The following is a 14,884-nucleotide window of genomic DNA, read 5'->3' as shown; positions in this document are numbered from 1 at the left end:
GTAGATAAATGAGTAGGCTTTCTTTAGATAAGTATAGAAACATTGGCATAGCGGCTCATATTGATGCGGGTAAAACAACGGTAACCGAACGTATGTTGTTTTATACTGGTATTTCACACAAAATAGGTGAGGTTCATGAGGGCGAAGCTGTCATGGATTGGATGGAGCAAGAGCGCAAACGTGGTATCACTATTACCTCTGCGGCAACAACATGCTTCTGGAGAGATCACCAAGTTAACATTATCGATACACCGGGTCACGTTGATTTCACTATTGAAGTAGAGCGTTCATTGCGTGTGCTTGATGGCGTTGTAGCAGTGTTTTCAGCTGTAGATGGTGTTCAGCCTCAGTCTGAAACTGTTTGGCGACAAGCTAACCGCTATAGTGTTCCTCGTATTGTATTCGCCAATAAAATGGATCGTGTCGGTGGTGATTTTTTCAAAGTTGTTAAAGATGTGAATGAAAAGCTGGGCGGAAATGCTTTGGCAATGCAATTGCCTGTAGGTGAAGCTGAAAACTTTACCGGCATCATCGATATTCTTACTCAAAAAATGGCGACTTTTAGTGGTGACAAGGGTACTGAGGTAACTTGGGAAGATATTCCCGCAGAGTATGCGGATAAAGCTCGAGATATGTACAGTGAAGTCCTTGATGCGGCAGCAGATTTTGATGACACCGTTGCTGAAAAATATCTTAATGAAGAAGAAATCAGCATTGATGAGATAAAAGCTGCATTGCGTAAGGGCGTTTTAGAGCTTAAAGTAGCATTGGCATTTTGTGGTACAGCTTTCAAGAACAAAGGCGTACAGCTTTTACTTGATGCTGTTGTAGATTACTTGCCGTCTCCATTAGACGTTCCTCCTGTTGAAGGCACTTTGGTAAGAGCTGGAGAAGTCGAACATATTAAAGCTGATCCGAACGCTGAGTTCTATGGTCTTGTTTTCAAAATTATGACCGATCCTTTTGTGGGTGTGTTGAACTTTGTTCGCGTATATTCAGGTGAGCTTAAAGCAGGTTCTTACGTTTTTAATATTCGTACCGGTTCAAAAGAGCGTGTAAGTCGTATCGTTAAAATGCATTCAAATAAACGCGAAGAAGTTGATGCAATACGCGCGGGTGATATTGCTGCTGTAGTAGGTATTAAAGAAGCTATTACGGGTGATACATTGTGTGGATCAAAAGACGGGGCATTACTTGAATCAATAACAATTCCTACTCCTGTTATTTCTGCTTCTGTTGAACCAAAGAATAAAGCTGATTATGAAAAAATGGCTTTATCTCTAAAAAAAATGATGCAAGAAGATCCTTCATTCCAATTCACTTATGATGATGAAACAGGTCAAACTGTTATTAGGGGAATGGGAGAATTGCATCTTGAAGTTGTAATTGACCGCTTGCGCACTGAACATAAAGTTGAAGTTGTACAAGGTAAATTGCAAGTTGCTTATAAAGAGACTATACAAAAACTTGCAGATGTTGAAGGTAAGTATGTAAAACAATCTGGTGGACGTGGGCAGTATGGTCACGTACACATTAAATTTGAGCCCGCAGAAAGAGGTGAAGGTTTTGAATTTATAAATAAAGTTGTTGGTGGAACAATTCCTAGAGAATTTATTTCTCCTGTGCAAAAAGGTCTCGAAGAGGCTTTAAATACAGGCGTTTTAGGAGGGTATCCAACAGTTGACTTTAAAGCTACGTTATATGACGGCTCGTATCATGATGTTGATTCATCAGAGCTTGCATTTAAGGTGGCGGCCTCTATGGCATTTAAAACTGGTATGAAACAAGCATCACCAGTTCTCTTGGAGCCAATTATGAAAGTGGTTGCTGAAACTCCAGAAGATTATATGGGTGATGTAATGGGTGATTTAAATTCTCGTCGTGGCAGAATTCTTGGAATGGATCCGCAAGCTGATAAACAAGTTATTACAGCTGAAGTACCACTCGGGAATATGTTTGGTTATGCAACGGAGTTGCGTTCTATGACCAAAGGTCGAGCAACTTATACGATGGAATTTGAATGCTATCGTGAAGTGCCGAAAAATGTCCAAGATGAAATTGTAGAGAAAAAGTAAACGTTTAATAATTTGTCCAGACGGAGTATTAACAATGGCTAAAGACGTTTTTGAACGTAAAAAACCGCACGTTAATGTTGGAACTATTGGTCACGTTGACCATGGTAAAACTACATTAACCGCTGCGATCACAAAGCATCAGGCCGATAAAGGCTTGGCTGCAATGCGTAATTTTGATGAAATCGATAACGCACCGGAAGAAAAAGCACGTGGTATTACTATTGCTACTTCACATGTAGAATATGAATCACCAAGCCGTCACTATGCACACGTTGACTGTCCTGGTCACGCTGACTATGTAAAAAACATGATCACTGGTGCGGCACAAATGGATGGTGGAATCTTAGTTGTTTCTGCAGCTGACGGTGCTATGCCACAAACACGTGAACATATCGTTTTGGCTAAAAACGTTAACGTTCCAGCTCTAGTAGTGTTTTTGAACAAAGTAGACATGGTGGATGATCCAGACATGATCGAAATGGTTGAAGAAGAAATTAGAGAATTATTGAGCAAATATGGCTTCCCTGGTGATGACATACCTGTTATCAAAGGTTCTGCTTTGAAATCACTTGAAGGTGATACTTCAGAAATTGGTGGGCCTGCAATTGATAAATTAATGGAAGCATTAGACGCTTACATTCCAGAGCCAAAACGTGATGTTGATAAACCATTCTTGATGCCAATTGAAAGTGTATTTTCAATTTCAGGCCGTGGAACGGTAGCAACTGGTCGTATTGAGCAAGGTATCGTAAAAGTTGGTGAAGAAGTTGAAATTATTGGTTTAGGTAAAAAAATAAAATCAGTAGTGACCGGTGTTGAAATGTTTAAAAAAACATTGAACGAAGGTCAAGCTGGTGATAACGCAGGCCTTTTACTACGTGGTGTCAAAAAAGAAGATATCGAACGTGGTATGGTTGTAGCTAAACCAGGCTCAATTACTCCTCACAAGAAATTTAAAGCTAAAGTGTATATCATGTCAAAAGATGAAGGTGGTCGTCATAGTCCATTCTTTAGCGGATACCGTCCTCAATTCTACTTTAGAACAACTGACGTTACCGGTATTGTAACCTTGCCTGAAGGGCGTGAAATGGTTATGCCAGGTGATAACGTTGATCTAATCGTTGACCTAATCGCGCCAATCGCAATGGATAAAGATTTGCGTTTTGCGATTCGTGAAGGCGGAAGAACTGTTGGTTCAGGTGTGGTAACTGAAATTGTTGAATAATTTTTGGGCTAATAACTTATGAAAAAACAGAAAATACGTTTGACCCTAAAATCATTCGATCATCAGTTGCTTGACAAAGCAGTTAAACAAATTGTTTCGACAGTCAAAAGAACAGGCTCCCATTTGATGGGGCCTGTGCCTTTGCCTAATAGACAGCGTTGTTTTACTGTATTGCGTTCTCCTCATGTAAATAAAACATCACGTGAGCAATTTGAGTTAACTTCACATAAACGTGTGTTGGATATTTTAAGTCCTTCAGACCAAACTATGGATGCGCTTATGAAGTTAAATATCTCATCTGGCGTTGATGTCGAGATTAAATAGCGTAAAGGTAATGCATTATGACAGGTCTATGGGGTAAAAAAATAGGTATGACGCAAGTTTTCGCTGAAAACAAAGTTGTACCGGTTACCGTTATTAATACTGCACATTGGTTTATTACCAATATTCGAACTGTCGAAAAAGATGGTTACGATGCAGTCCAAGTAGGTTGCGTTCGTCCAAAATATGAAGAACAAGAGTTCTCATTGGATTGGATTAAACAGCCGAAAAAATATTTTAGCTTTATTCGTGAAATAAAGTTAAATAAAGATATCGCATTGGAATTAGAAGTTGGTAAACCGGCATCTTTTCTAAATGTAATTCAACAAGGTGATATGGTTGATGTACATGGTACGTCAAAAGGAAGAGGTTTTGCCGGTGTGGTTAAACGTCATGGCTTTGCGGGTCCTCCAGCAAGTCATGGTTCCAAGATGGGTAAACGTCCAGGTTCCATAAGTTTTATGCGTTCTCAAGGGCGAGTTCCTAAAGGAAAAAGAATGCCGGGACATCTTGGTGATGATAGCAAGGTGATTCGTAATTTAGAAATTATTACGATTAAGCCGAATGATAATGTTGTTTTGCTTAAAGGTTCTGTTCCGGGAAAAGCAGGATCTTTGATTTTTCTTCAAAAGGCATAGGAACATAAGCAATGAGTAAGCAAGAAAAAACAAAGAATCAGGGAACTCTTCGTGCTCTATCTGCACATGAAGTTGGTTATGATCGTGAAGGTCTGGAAACTTCTTCTGCAGCAGTAGCACAATGGATTCGTTCACTGCTACAAAACTGGAGACAAGGTACATTAGCGACTAAAGGGCGTGCAGACGTTTCTTTGTCAAATAAAAAACCTTGGAAGCAAAAAGGAACCGGTCGAGCTCGTGCAGGAACAGCGCGTTCTCCTATATGGCGAGGTGGCGGAGTTACTTTTGGGCCGCAAAAGCGCTCAAGAAAACTTACGGTAACTAAGCAAATGAAACGTCAGGTATTAAGACACTTGGCGCATCAATTTTTGTCTCAGGACAAAGTGTGTATATTTGATTGGCAAATTGAAGGTGATAAACCAAGTACAGCGCAAGCTTCACGTTTATTGAAACATGCAGATTTTTTTACAAAAAAAGTCATTTTATTTGTTCCAATGGATGATTTTTTGACCTATGCATCATTTGCTAATTTATCGCAAGTTAAGGTGTTATTTTTCGATCAAGCTAATGCATTTGATTTAATTAATGCAGATCGCTGGATGGTCTTAAATAAAGATGTTGAATCTTTTAAAGAAATGGTTTCAAGATGGATTTAACAATCTATGATATTATTAAGGGGCCTGTTATTTCCGACAAAGCATATAAGTTAAATAAACTTTTAAAAAAGTTGTTTCTTAAAGTGCATCCCCACGCTAATAAAAAACTTGTAGCAGAAGCTCTTGAAAAGCTGTTTAATGTAAAGGTCAAGGACGTTAAAATTCAAGTCCGTAAGGGAAAAACACGCATGGTACGTAGAAGAAAAATCTCACGTCCTAATGAAAAGCGTGCTATCGTTACTTTGGCCGAGGGTTATTCCTTAGATTTATTCGATCAAGCAGGATCAGAACTTCCAGTAAAAGAAGCTCCAAAAAATGCTGAATCGAAAGGATAAAAAATGGCAAAAATAAGATTACGTAAGCCAAGAAATGCGTCGCTCCGTTTCCAGTCTTTTTTAAGTTCTGAAGACATTACTAAAAAAAGTCCAGAACGTTCTCTTGTAAAGGGATTAAAACGTAAAGGCGGAAGAAACGTATACGGGCGTATCACTGTTCGACATCGAGGTGGTGGTGCTGCTAAATTATATCGTATGATTGATTTTAAGCGTGAAGAGCGGGACGTTGAGGGCAAGGTTACTGCTATCGAATACGATCCAAATCGTAATGTTCGTATTGGATTAGTTGTATATAAAAATGGTGCTAAACGTTATATCCTTCTTCCGGAAGGTGTTAAAGTTGGAAGCGTTGTTCTTTCAAGTGAACAAGCTGAAGCTCGTATAGGTAACGCATTGCCTTTGAGCAAAATCCCTATAGGTTTTTTTGTTCATAATATTGAGTTGACACCGGGTACTGGTGGGAAAGTTGCTCGAAGTGCAGGAACAGCTGCACAATTTGTTGCTAAAACCGATAAGTATGCAACGCTTAAAATGCCATCCGGTGAGATGCGCATGGTACCGTTAGAGTGTTGGGCAACGATTGGTACATTGGGTAATGCTCATTATAAAAATATTTCATGGGGTAAAGCAGGTAGAACACGCCATCGCGGATTTAGACCGTCAGTGCGTGGTATGGCTATGAACCCGGTTGATCATCCACATGGTGGTGGTGAAGGCCGTTCTAAGTCAGGTTCGCATCCACGAACTCCATGGGGTAAAGGTTGTAAGGGTACACGTACACGTAAACGTAAAAACCCATTGATATTAAAACGTAGAAAGAAATAATCGTTTTATAAAAAGGCAAAAATATGGCAAGATCTGCCAAAAAAGGCCCTTATGTAGAGCCGTCTTTGATGGAAAAGGTTCACAAAGTAAAAGAAAGCGGTAAACGTGAAGTTATAAAAACATGGTCACGTAGAAGTTTGGTTATACCTGATTTTGTAGGTTTAACCTTTGCGGTTCATAATGGCCGCAAACATGTATCAGTTTTTATAACTGAAAATATGGTTGGACATTATTTAGGCGAGTTTGTACCTACTAGAACATTTAGATTACATAGTGGGCAAAAAAAAGCAGGTCAAAAATAATATGATTTGCTCTTGCTGATAATGTACAATTTGTGTAAAATAATAATTAATTAGTTGATTATGGTTCTAAGGTTATATAATGCAGTTTGTATCAAAAGCTCGCTATGTTCGTTTTTCACCCTATAAGCTGCGTTCTTACGTAGATGTTATTCGCGGAAAAAATGTTCAATATGCGCTTGATTGGCTTGCTACATGCCCCATAAAACGTGTTGTACCGATAAGCAAAATGCTTAAATCGGCCGCTGCTAATGCTAAGCAACATGAAGGGGTTGAGGCAAGAGATATGATAATTACAGATATTCGTGTAGATGAAGGTCCGAGATATCGTTATTTTAGACCTGGTGCAATGGGTCGGGCGAAAATATATCGCAGACGTTCTTCACACATGAGTGTTGCCATTGAAAATCTGAAAGTTAAGAAGGATTAACTGTGGGACAAAAGGTTCATCCATTAGGATATAGATTAGGCGTCTATCTTGATTGGGATTCTCGTTGGTTTGCCAAAAAAAAAGATTATGGCGATAAGGCCTTAGAGGATATTAAAATACGCCGTTTTGTGAAGGACGCTCTTAGCAAAGCTGAAGTAGCAAAGATTGAAATTGAAAAAGCTGGTGATAACATTAAAGTTATTATCCATTCAGCTCGCCCCGGTTCTGTTATCGGAAAAAAAGGGCAGGAAATTGATTCATTGCGCACTAAATTGAACAGTTTGCTTAATAAAGGCAATGTTGAAATTTCAGTGCAAGAAATCAAAACTCCTGAGTTGGATGCAAGGTTGGTAGCACGTGCGATTGCCGATCAAATTGAACGACGTGCTAGTTATAAAAAAGTTATGAAAAGAGCTGCAGCATCGAGTATGCGTGCGGGAGCACAAGGAATTAAGATTTGTGTTGCCGGTCGTTTGAATGGTGCTGAGATTGCTCGAACTGAATGGACGCGTGTTGGATCAGTTCCTTTACACACATTACGTGCCGATATTGATTATGGCTTTGAAGAAGCGATGACAACATATGGTATTATTGGTGTTAAGGTTTGGATCTGTAGAGGCGAATATAAACACGCATAAATGTGATATTTAGAATGAAAGATTTTAAACATGTTAATGCCGAAAAAAACAAAGTTTAGAAAAGTGCAACGAGGCACCATGAAGGGACGCTCAAAAGGCGCACGTTCGATTGCATTTGGCGAATATGGTTTACAAGCTGTTGAGCCGGGATGGCTATCTGCACAGCAAATTGAAGCTGTGCGTGTATCTATGTCAAGAAAATTAAAAAAAGTTGGGAAGTTATTCTTACGAGTGTTTCCAGATAAGCCGGTTACGAAAAAACCTGCTGAAACTCGAATGGGTAAGGGTAAGGGGCCTGTTGACAGATGGGTTTCTGTGGTAAAGCGCGAACGAATAATTTGTGAAATCTCGGGTTTAGGTGAACAAGAAGCACGTTTGGTTTTAAAACAAGCTTCTTATAAAATACCAATGAAAACGCGATTTGTTAAAAAGAGTGATTTCCATGAAAGTTGATAAGTTCAAGCAAGAGTTAGAGCATATGGGTGCAGTTGAGTTACAAGATAAGCTCGAAGGAATTCGACGCGAGCTTTTTAGTTTAAGATTAAATGCTTCAACTGCTCACATTAAAGACTACTCTTTGTTTAAAAAATTACGTAGAGATGTAGCTCGAATTTTAACCTTTTTACGTAACAAACAGCAAAAAGGTAACTAATGGCTGAACAAGTGAAAAAGAAACAACCCTATATAGGGGAAGTTGTTTCAGATAAAATGGACAAAACAGTTGTTGTGCAAGTAGTCAGGACTTATAAAGATCCACGCTTTCATAAGATCATGCGTTCATCGAAAAAGTATAAAGTTCATGATGAAGGTAAACAGGCTAAGCTAGGTGACAAGGTTGAATTTTATGAAGGCCGGCCTGTTTCAAAAACTAAGTATATGTATCTTTCACGTATTTTAAGCGATGCTTAATATGTGTCGGATTTCCATAAGTAAAAGGTAAAATAAAATGGTTCAAAAAGAATCATACTTGGAAGTTGCCGATAACTCAGGAGCAAAAGCTTTACAAGTAATTCATATTATTGGAAGTACTCGTAAACGATTTGCTTCATTGGGTGATACAGTTAAATGTACGGTAAAAAAAGCGATTCCAGGTGGCACTGTTAAGAAAAGTGAATTGGTAACAGCAGTTATCGTTCGTACTCGTAAAGAATGTCGTCGTGATGATGGTAGCTATATTCGTTTTGGGGATAATGCTGCAGTTATTGTGAAAGAAAAAGAACCTGTTGCGACCCGTATATTCGGTCCTATTGCACGTGAATTACGTGCTAAAGGATATAATAAGATTATTTCATTAGCGCCTGAAGTGGTATAAGGAATTTTTTATGAATTCACGCATTAAAAAAGGCGACTCTGTTTACGTCTTAACCGGTAAAGACAAAGGTAAGACGGGTTCAGTAATTGCAATTTTACCAAAAAAAGGTAAAGTTATGGTTAAAGATGTTGCTGTGGTAACGCGCCATGTGAAGGCACGTAAACAAGGTGACATACCAGGTATTAAGAAAGAAGAACGGTATATTGATATTTCTAATGTCATGCCGGTCAAGGAATAATTCATCAGCTTAATGGTATTTAGGATCCAAAATTATGGCCAAGGCTCGATTAGAGGAACTATACAAAGAAAAAATAGTTTCTCAATTAAAAGAAAAATTTAAGTTAAAGAATGTAATGGAAGTTCCAAAGTTGGAAAAAATAGTTGTAAACATTGGGGCAAAAGATGCTGTTTCAGATTCGAAATCTTTGAATCTGATTACTGATGTTTTAAATCTCATTACAGGTCAAAAGCCAGTCCGCACTAAAGCAAAAAAATCGATAGCCGGTTTTAAGTTGCGTGAAGGGATGCCAATAGGTGTGAAAGTTACCTTGCGTGGCCAAAATATGTATGAGTTTTTAGATAGATTAATAAATATGGCGTTGCCAAAAGTTCGCGATTTCCAAGGTGTACCACGAAAGATGGATCGTCGTGGTAATTACAATCTTGGCATTAAAGACTGGGCAATCTTTCCTGAAGTTCATCATGACCTTACTGATAAATCGCATGGTTTAAATATTACCTTTGTGACATCTACAGTAAATGATGATTTTGGTTTTGAATTGTTAAAATCTTTTAACATGCCATTTAGTAAAAGCTAAATAAGTTAAAGAAAGAGGTATAGCGATATGGCCAGGAAGGCTCTTATTGAAAAGGCTAATAAAACACCGAAGTTTTCAGCCAGAAAAAGAAATCGTTGCCAATTGTGTGGCAGACCGCGCGGTTATATGCGCATGTTTAAAATGTGTCGTATGTGTTTTAGAAAAAATGCGTTGGATGGTTTGCTTCCTGGCGTTAAAAAAGTTAGCTGGTAAATGCCAAGCTATATAGAAAGGAATTTATATGTCGATTGATGTTATCGGTAATTTATTGACCATCATTCGCAATGGCATTATGGCTTCAAAGCCGTTTGTAATTGTTCCTCATTCAAAAATGAACAGTTCAATTGTTCAAATTTTGAAAAATGAAGGTTTTATTCGTGATTTTGCTGAGCAATCTGCAGAAGATACAAGAAAAAATATTAAAATATTTCTTAAATATGTTGATGGTGAATCGGTTATACATGAAATTACACGTATAAGTAAACCAAGTTTAAGAAAATATGCCGGGCATAAAAAAGTTAAGCCGGTTATTGGTGGGCTTGGTGTTTCGATATTAACCACAAATAAAGGCATCATGACTAATCGTAAAGCGAAAGAGCTAAGCGTTGGTGGTGAAGTCATTTGTACTGTTTGGTAAGGGTGTCCATATGTCAAAAATCGGCAGAATGCCTATAAATTTGAATAATGTTTCAGTAGATATTAAAGGCAACTCAGTTCATTACAAGGGTAAACAAAGTTCTGGCGTATATGAGCTTCCTGAAAATATGAAAATTGAAGTTACAGATGGTCGACTTTGGTTGAAACCAGGGGAAGATCAAAAAAAAACTCGAGACTTTAATCGTATTTGGGGAATGCATAGAGCATTGTTGTCTAATGCTATTGTTGGTTCCGATACAGGTTTTACTAAAGAAGTTATTATTAAAGGTCTTGGTTATAAAGCTGTGTTATCTGGATCTAAAATTACTTTTACTTTGGGTTATAGTCATAAAATAGATTTTAGTTTGCCTAAGGAAGTAAGTTTGCAGGTTGATAAGACCGGTCAAAAATTGACTTTTAGTTCATTTGACAAACAAAAATTAGGTCAAGTTTGCAGTTTGGTTAAAGCACTTAAAAAAACTGAACCTTATAAACAAACTGGTATCAGGCTATCAACTGACAGAGTTATTCAAAAAGCTGGTAAAACAAAAGCATAATTTTAATTAGGGATTATTAAGTGTCACTAATACGAAAAAATAATCAGAAGAAAAGTCGAAGAGCGTATCGTGTGCGATCTACTTTAAAAGGTAGCTCATTGCCGCGTGTGTCTGTTTTTCGTAGTTTAACAAATATTTATGCTCAGCTCATTGATGATTTAGGGCATAAGACAATTGTTAGTTGTTCATCATTAGAACTTAAAGCTAAGGGTGATAAAAAAGCTCAAGCTCAAGCAGTTGGATTAGAATTGGCAAAGCGCGCAAAAGAAAAAGGCGTTGAAGCTGCTAAATTTGACAGAGGTTCTTTTTTATATCACGGAAGAGTGAAAGCTTTGGCTGAAGGTTTGCGTGAAGGTGGATTGAAAATATAGTTCGTAGGACAAGGTAAAACGTAATGGCTGAAAGAGATCATAAAGACAGTGGATTTACCGATTTTGTTATCAATGTACGTCGTGTTACTAAAGTAACTAAAGGTGGAAAAAGGTTTTCATTTTCTGCATTGGTAGTATCCGGTAATCAAAAAGGAAACGTGGGTATTGGCTTAGGTAAAAGTAAGGAAGTTTCACAAGCAATAGCAAAAGCAACTAACAGAGCAAGAAAGAATCTGATAGCTGTTCCATTGCGTGGAGCAACAATTCCTTATCCTGTTATCGGAAAGCATGGAGCAAGCAAGGTTGTAATTAGATCAGCATCAAAAGGTACCGGTGTTATTGCCGGTGGTGCAGTTCGTTCTGTTATGGAAGCCTTGGGTATAAAAGATATTTTAGCAAAATCTATTGGTTCATCTAATCGTCAAAATGTTGTCAAAGCGACATTGAATGCACTTGCAAAATTGCGTTCTGCAGAACATTTGGCAAGATTGCGCAGCACTACTGAGATAGGAGCATAATATGGATCAGTTGCATACTTTACAACCATTAGTAAAAAAAAGAAAACGTATTGGTCGCGGTGGGGGCCGTGGTGGGACATCTGGTAAAGGCCATAAAGGACAAAAAGCGCGTTCAGGGGGTAGCGTAAAAGCATCATTTGAAGGTGGCCAAATGCCTTTACATCGCAGATTGCCTAAACGCGGGTTTAGTAATGTTCAGTTTCAATATGAACAATATACAGTTGATATTGAACGTGTAACAGATCTATTTGATGAAGGCGTAATAGTTACTAAAGAAGCATTAATTGAAAAAAAAGTAATTAAGCCAAGAAAAAGTAAAGGTCCTTTTAAAATAAAAGTATTGGGTAATCATGCTATAAAAAAAATGATTATTCATGCAGATGCTTTTAGTAAAGGGGCTCAAAAAGCATTAAGTGATATTGGTGGAGAGGCTCGCCTAACTGAGGAGAAGTAACGTCGTGGTACTCTTAAAAAACTTGCTCAATATTTTTAATATTCCAGAGCTACGAAAAAAGGTTTTATTTACCCTAGGTGTTTTAATTATTTATCGATTCGGTGGTCATATACCAGTTGTCGGCATTAATTTAGAAGCTTTAAGTCAGCTTATGACGCAACAAACAGGGTTAGGGGGCTTATTTGGCTATTTAGATCTTTTTTCTGGTGGTAATTTACGTACCTGTACAATTTTTGCACTTGGTATTAGTCCTTATATTACTGCATCAATTATGATGCAAATGTTGGGCATGACGATACCGACATTAGAGCAGTTGCTTAAAGAAGGTGAATATGGCCGAAAAATCATAAATCAGTACACGCGTTATTTAGCGCTTGGTGTTGCATTTATGCAAAGTTTCGGTTTTATTTTTATCTTAGAGCGTCAAGGATTGGTCTTAAATCCCGGTTGGACATTTAGACTCATCTTTATTTTATCAACAGTTGTTGGTGCGATGTTTGTAATGTGGCTCGGAGAGCAGATTACTCTGTTTGGTATTGGAAATGGAAGCTCTATGATTATTTTTGCGGGTATTATCGCAAATTTCCCTGATTATGTAATTCGGGTGATTACGTTAGTACAGCAAGGGCTTATGGATTGGATGATGGCATTAGTTATTTTAGCTGTATTTATAGCGGTAACTGCCTGTATTGTTTATCTTGAAAAAGGTGAGCGAAAAATTCCTGTACAGTATTCACGACGCATTGTAGGCAATCGTGTATATGGTGGTCAAAGTACTTATATTCCGTTTAAAATAAATACGGCAGGTGTTATGCCGGTTATTTTTGCGGGTGCGGTATTGAACATTCCTACGTTTTTATCATCCATGCTAGCATCACGTTTTGAATTTTTTAAAGATATAACAGAATATATTATGCGTGGTGGCGTTGTTTATAATGTCTTACAGTTTGCGTGTATTATATTCTTTTCTTTCTTTTATACTGCCTTGGTGTTTAATCCGGAAGAACTGGCTCAAAACATTAAGAAGCAAGGTGGCTTTATTCCTGGTATTCGTCCGGGAAGACGAACTGCTGATTACTTTAATTTTATTTTGACTCGTATAGGTTTAGCTGGTGCTGTTTATTTAGCGATTTTAGCTTTATTGCCTAACTTGTTGAATATTTTTATTGATATGCCTTTCTTTTTAGGTGGTACTGCATTGCTCATCGTTGTTGGTGTTGCACTTGAAACTGCTGCTCAAATTGAGTCTTACTTGATTGAGCATCGGTATGAAGGACTTTTGACTTCAGGCCGATTTAAAAGCAGGGGTGGAAGGTGATAAATAAGCAAGAGGCATATATTTTTATTGGTCCACCAGGTGCAGGCAAGGGTTCTTTATCTAAATTGTGTATTGAGCAGTTTGGATGGACGCAGCTTTCTACCGGTAACTTATGCCGCAAGCATATTGCTGAAGACACTCATATAGGCAAACAGATAGATTTTACGATAAAATCTGGTAAACTTATATCTGATGAGCTCATTACTGATATGGTTGATGAATGGCTTAGTCAAACGATTAAAACGGAAAAGTCACTTATCTTGGATGGATTTCCTAGAAATATTATTCAAGCGAAAAGTTTATTTTCACTTATACGAAATAAATATGGTTCATTGAAAATAAATGTTGTTCGTTTTCTCATTTCGGATGAGATAGCGATCAATCGTATTTGTAATAGATATATTTGTCAGAATAAGCAATGTCAAACAGTGTATTCAGGTTGTTCTCAATCTGGGCTTCTTCCTAAAAAAGAGATGCGGTGTGACATTTGTGAAATGCCTTTAGGTCGTAGAGATGATGACAGTCGAGATACTGTTATGAATCGATTAAAGGTGTACCGTGATTTTGAAAAAGATATGCTTGATTGTTTACAAGCTAAAAATGAACTGATTGAGGTTGATGTGGATCGCCCTCTTAATGAAATATTTGATACGTTTAAAAATACAGTTGCTGATGCAAAAGAATGATAGTTATAAAAAATAAATCTTCCATTAAAAAAATGGAAGAAGCGGGAACTTTATTATCTGGTATGTTTGACAACCTTAAATCAATCATCGATGTTGGAATTACAACGGCTGATATTGATGCATGGATTGAAAGCGAATTAAAAAAAAGAGGTTTGCTTTCACGCATGAAAGGTTATATGGGTTATGCTCATGTAAGTTGTATTTCAGTAAATGATGAAGTTGTACATGGTGTCCCTTCACAAAGAGCATTAAAAGATGGTGACTTTGTAAAGGTAGATGTTTGTGCTTCTTATAAAGGCTACTGTGCCGATATGGCCCGTCCATTTTTTATTGGTGAAGTATCGCAAGAGGCAAAACAGTTGGCAAAAGTTGCAGAGCAGTCGTTAAATGCAGGTATTGCAAAAGCTGTACCCGGAAACCGACTTAGTGATATATCAGCTGCGATTCAACAGGTTGTTGAAAAAGCAGGTTTTGGTGTTGTAAGGGATTTTGCAGGGCATGGTATTGGAAAACAGATGCATGAGGATCCGGAAGTATTGAATTATGGTGCATCGGGAAAAGGACCTATTTTGCGATCTGGAATGGCTTTTGCAATTGAACCAATGATCACTCAAGGTGATTATACTGTCTGTATTACTCAAGATGGTTGGACTGTATCTACTCAAGACGGTAGTTTAGCTGCTCATGTAGAAGATACAGTTGTTATTACCGATAGAGGACCAAAAATTATAACTCGTAATTCTGTGCATAGGTAAAATTGTATGAAACAAAA

At 37.8% G+C, this 14,884-nt stretch carries 25 protein-coding genes; all 25 read left to right on the top strand.

Going from position 1 to position 14,884, the window contains the following annotated elements; translation table 11 throughout:
- Nucleotides 1–8 precede the first annotated feature (8 nt).
- Nucleotides 9–2,075, top strand: coding sequence for an elongation factor G (gene fusA / locus WD055_04800; GenBank protein ID MEX0849522.1), 2,067 nt, complete (start codon nucleotides 9–11; stop codon nucleotides 2,073–2,075).
- A 34-nt stretch (nucleotides 2,076–2,109) separates the two neighbouring features.
- Complete coding sequence (gene tuf / locus WD055_04795; protein MEX0849521.1) at nucleotides 2,110–3,300, top strand: elongation factor Tu; 1,191 nt, start codon at nucleotides 2,110–2,112, stop codon at nucleotides 3,298–3,300.
- An 18-nt stretch (nucleotides 3,301–3,318) separates the two neighbouring features.
- Nucleotides 3,319–3,624, top strand: a complete 306-nt coding sequence (rpsJ, locus tag WD055_04790; protein MEX0849520.1) for a 30S ribosomal protein S10 — start codon at nucleotides 3,319–3,321, stop codon at nucleotides 3,622–3,624.
- A 17-nt stretch (nucleotides 3,625–3,641) separates the two neighbouring features.
- The gene (gene rplC / locus WD055_04785) at nucleotides 3,642–4,259 is read left to right on the top strand and encodes a 50S ribosomal protein L3 (GenBank protein ID MEX0849519.1); all 618 of its coding nucleotides are present in this window, start codon (nucleotides 3,642–3,644) and stop codon (nucleotides 4,257–4,259) included.
- 11 nt (nucleotides 4,260–4,270) lie between these two features.
- A complete protein-coding gene (rplD, locus tag WD055_04780) occupies nucleotides 4,271–4,915 on the top strand; it encodes a 50S ribosomal protein L4 (protein ID MEX0849518.1) in 645 nt (214 codons plus the stop codon).
- Complete coding sequence (locus WD055_04775; GenBank protein MEX0849517.1) at nucleotides 4,906–5,250, top strand: 50S ribosomal protein L23; 345 nt, start codon at nucleotides 4,906–4,908, stop codon at nucleotides 5,248–5,250. Before rplD ends, WD055_04775 begins: the two co-directional genes overlap by 10 nt.
- Before the next feature lie 3 nt (nucleotides 5,251–5,253).
- Nucleotides 5,254–6,075 carry a 50S ribosomal protein L2 gene (rplB, locus tag WD055_04770; protein ID MEX0849516.1) on the top strand — a complete coding sequence of 274 codons (822 nt, stop codon included), beginning with the start codon at nucleotides 5,254–5,256 and terminating at the stop codon, nucleotides 6,073–6,075.
- Nucleotides 6,076–6,098: 23 nt separating this feature from the next.
- Nucleotides 6,099–6,377 carry a 30S ribosomal protein S19 gene (gene rpsS, locus WD055_04765; protein MEX0849515.1) on the top strand — a complete coding sequence of 93 codons (279 nt, stop codon included), beginning with the start codon at nucleotides 6,099–6,101 and terminating at the stop codon, nucleotides 6,375–6,377.
- 79 nt (nucleotides 6,378–6,456) lie between these two features.
- A complete protein-coding gene (gene rplV, locus WD055_04760; protein MEX0849514.1) occupies nucleotides 6,457–6,804 on the top strand; it encodes a 50S ribosomal protein L22 in 348 nt (115 codons plus the stop codon).
- Between the two features lie 2 nt (nucleotides 6,805–6,806).
- Complete coding sequence (gene rpsC, locus WD055_04755) at nucleotides 6,807–7,442, top strand: 30S ribosomal protein S3 (protein MEX0849513.1); 636 nt, start codon at nucleotides 6,807–6,809, stop codon at nucleotides 7,440–7,442.
- Nucleotides 7,443–7,472: 30 nt separating this feature from the next.
- Nucleotides 7,473–7,895: a 50S ribosomal protein L16 gene (gene rplP, locus WD055_04750; GenBank protein ID MEX0849512.1), complete on the top strand. Its 423-nt coding sequence runs from the start codon at nucleotides 7,473–7,475 to the stop codon at nucleotides 7,893–7,895.
- Nucleotides 7,885–8,094: a 50S ribosomal protein L29 gene (gene rpmC, locus WD055_04745; GenBank protein MEX0849511.1), complete on the top strand. Its 210-nt coding sequence runs from the start codon at nucleotides 7,885–7,887 to the stop codon at nucleotides 8,092–8,094. The genes rplP and rpmC overlap by 11 nt, the downstream gene beginning before the upstream one ends.
- Nucleotides 8,094–8,351, top strand: a complete 258-nt coding sequence (gene rpsQ / locus WD055_04740) for a 30S ribosomal protein S17 (protein ID MEX0849510.1) — start codon at nucleotides 8,094–8,096, stop codon at nucleotides 8,349–8,351. Before rpmC ends, rpsQ begins: the two co-directional genes overlap by 1 nt.
- Nucleotides 8,352–8,388: 37 nt before the next feature.
- Nucleotides 8,389–8,754 carry a 50S ribosomal protein L14 gene (gene rplN, locus WD055_04735; protein MEX0849509.1) on the top strand — a complete coding sequence of 122 codons (366 nt, stop codon included), beginning with the start codon at nucleotides 8,389–8,391 and terminating at the stop codon, nucleotides 8,752–8,754.
- Between the two features lie 10 nt (nucleotides 8,755–8,764).
- Nucleotides 8,765–8,992: a 50S ribosomal protein L24 gene (gene rplX / locus WD055_04730; GenBank protein MEX0849508.1), complete on the top strand. Its 228-nt coding sequence runs from the start codon at nucleotides 8,765–8,767 to the stop codon at nucleotides 8,990–8,992.
- Between the two features lie 34 nt (nucleotides 8,993–9,026).
- Complete coding sequence (rplE, locus tag WD055_04725) at nucleotides 9,027–9,572, top strand: 50S ribosomal protein L5 (GenBank protein ID MEX0849507.1); 546 nt, start codon at nucleotides 9,027–9,029, stop codon at nucleotides 9,570–9,572.
- Nucleotides 9,573–9,599: 27 nt separating this feature from the next.
- Nucleotides 9,600–9,785, top strand: a complete 186-nt coding sequence (locus WD055_04720) for a type Z 30S ribosomal protein S14 (protein MEX0849506.1) — start codon at nucleotides 9,600–9,602, stop codon at nucleotides 9,783–9,785.
- A gap of 28 nt (nucleotides 9,786–9,813) precedes the next feature.
- The gene (rpsH, locus tag WD055_04715) at nucleotides 9,814–10,209 is read left to right on the top strand and encodes a 30S ribosomal protein S8 (GenBank protein ID MEX0849505.1); all 396 of its coding nucleotides are present in this window, start codon (nucleotides 9,814–9,816) and stop codon (nucleotides 10,207–10,209) included.
- A gap of 10 nt (nucleotides 10,210–10,219) precedes the next feature.
- The gene (gene rplF / locus WD055_04710; protein MEX0849504.1) at nucleotides 10,220–10,765 is read left to right on the top strand and encodes a 50S ribosomal protein L6; all 546 of its coding nucleotides are present in this window, start codon (nucleotides 10,220–10,222) and stop codon (nucleotides 10,763–10,765) included.
- A 29-nt stretch (nucleotides 10,766–10,794) separates the two neighbouring features.
- Nucleotides 10,795–11,136, top strand: coding sequence for a 50S ribosomal protein L18 (gene rplR / locus WD055_04705; GenBank protein MEX0849503.1), 342 nt, complete (start codon nucleotides 10,795–10,797; stop codon nucleotides 11,134–11,136).
- Nucleotides 11,137–11,159: 23 nt separating this feature from the next.
- Complete coding sequence (gene rpsE / locus WD055_04700; protein ID MEX0849502.1) at nucleotides 11,160–11,654, top strand: 30S ribosomal protein S5; 495 nt, start codon at nucleotides 11,160–11,162, stop codon at nucleotides 11,652–11,654.
- Nucleotide 11,655: 1 nt separating this feature from the next.
- Nucleotides 11,656–12,108: a 50S ribosomal protein L15 gene (gene rplO / locus WD055_04695; protein MEX0849501.1), complete on the top strand. Its 453-nt coding sequence runs from the start codon at nucleotides 11,656–11,658 to the stop codon at nucleotides 12,106–12,108.
- A 4-nt stretch (nucleotides 12,109–12,112) separates the two neighbouring features.
- A complete protein-coding gene (secY, locus tag WD055_04690; GenBank protein ID MEX0849500.1) occupies nucleotides 12,113–13,426 on the top strand; it encodes a preprotein translocase subunit SecY in 1,314 nt (437 codons plus the stop codon).
- The gene (locus WD055_04685; protein MEX0849499.1) at nucleotides 13,423–14,112 is read left to right on the top strand and encodes a nucleoside monophosphate kinase; all 690 of its coding nucleotides are present in this window, start codon (nucleotides 13,423–13,425) and stop codon (nucleotides 14,110–14,112) included. Before secY ends, WD055_04685 begins: the two co-directional genes overlap by 4 nt.
- Nucleotides 14,109–14,867 carry a type I methionyl aminopeptidase gene (map, locus tag WD055_04680; GenBank protein ID MEX0849498.1) on the top strand — a complete coding sequence of 253 codons (759 nt, stop codon included), beginning with the start codon at nucleotides 14,109–14,111 and terminating at the stop codon, nucleotides 14,865–14,867. Before WD055_04685 ends, map begins: the two co-directional genes overlap by 4 nt.
- Nucleotides 14,868–14,884 lie beyond the last annotated feature (17 nt).

The sequence above is a fragment of the Candidatus Dependentiae bacterium genome (assembly GCA_040878395.1).
GTDB lineage: Bacteria > Babelota > Babeliae > Babelales > Vermiphilaceae > JAKBEL01.
Note: the sequence above shows the minus strand (reverse complement) of the source record. Positions and strands in the feature narration are given on the sequence as shown.

Coding starts and splice junctions, on each gene's coding strand:
- rpsE (MEX0849502.1), top strand. CDS start 11,160: ATGGCTGAAAGAGATCATAAAGACAGTGGATTTACCGATTTTGTTATC.
- rplP (MEX0849512.1), top strand. CDS start 7,473: ATGTTAATGCCGAAAAAAACAAAGTTTAGAAAAGTGCAACGAGGCACC.
- rplB (MEX0849516.1), top strand. CDS start 5,254: ATGGCAAAAATAAGATTACGTAAGCCAAGAAATGCGTCGCTCCGTTTC.
- fusA (MEX0849522.1), top strand. CDS start 9: ATGAGTAGGCTTTCTTTAGATAAGTATAGAAACATTGGCATAGCGGCT.
- rpsJ (MEX0849520.1), top strand. CDS start 3,319: ATGAAAAAACAGAAAATACGTTTGACCCTAAAATCATTCGATCATCAG.
- rpmC (MEX0849511.1), top strand. CDS start 7,885: ATGAAAGTTGATAAGTTCAAGCAAGAGTTAGAGCATATGGGTGCAGTT.
- rplC (MEX0849519.1), top strand. CDS start 3,642: ATGACAGGTCTATGGGGTAAAAAAATAGGTATGACGCAAGTTTTCGCT.
- WD055_04720 (MEX0849506.1), top strand. CDS start 9,600: ATGGCCAGGAAGGCTCTTATTGAAAAGGCTAATAAAACACCGAAGTTT.
- rplV (MEX0849514.1), top strand. CDS start 6,457: ATGCAGTTTGTATCAAAAGCTCGCTATGTTCGTTTTTCACCCTATAAG.
- rplF (MEX0849504.1), top strand. CDS start 10,220: ATGTCAAAAATCGGCAGAATGCCTATAAATTTGAATAATGTTTCAGTA.
- rplX (MEX0849508.1), top strand. CDS start 8,765: ATGAATTCACGCATTAAAAAAGGCGACTCTGTTTACGTCTTAACCGGT.
- rplN (MEX0849509.1), top strand. CDS start 8,389: ATGGTTCAAAAAGAATCATACTTGGAAGTTGCCGATAACTCAGGAGCA.
- map (MEX0849498.1), top strand. CDS start 14,109: ATGATAGTTATAAAAAATAAATCTTCCATTAAAAAAATGGAAGAAGCG.
- rplD (MEX0849518.1), top strand. CDS start 4,271: ATGAGTAAGCAAGAAAAAACAAAGAATCAGGGAACTCTTCGTGCTCTA.
- rpsH (MEX0849505.1), top strand. CDS start 9,814: ATGTCGATTGATGTTATCGGTAATTTATTGACCATCATTCGCAATGGC.
- WD055_04775 (MEX0849517.1), top strand. CDS start 4,906: ATGGATTTAACAATCTATGATATTATTAAGGGGCCTGTTATTTCCGAC.
- rplO (MEX0849501.1), top strand. CDS start 11,656: ATGGATCAGTTGCATACTTTACAACCATTAGTAAAAAAAAGAAAACGT.
- rpsQ (MEX0849510.1), top strand. CDS start 8,094: ATGGCTGAACAAGTGAAAAAGAAACAACCCTATATAGGGGAAGTTGTT.
- rplE (MEX0849507.1), top strand. CDS start 9,027: ATGGCCAAGGCTCGATTAGAGGAACTATACAAAGAAAAAATAGTTTCT.
- tuf (MEX0849521.1), top strand. CDS start 2,110: ATGGCTAAAGACGTTTTTGAACGTAAAAAACCGCACGTTAATGTTGGA.
- rpsS (MEX0849515.1), top strand. CDS start 6,099: ATGGCAAGATCTGCCAAAAAAGGCCCTTATGTAGAGCCGTCTTTGATG.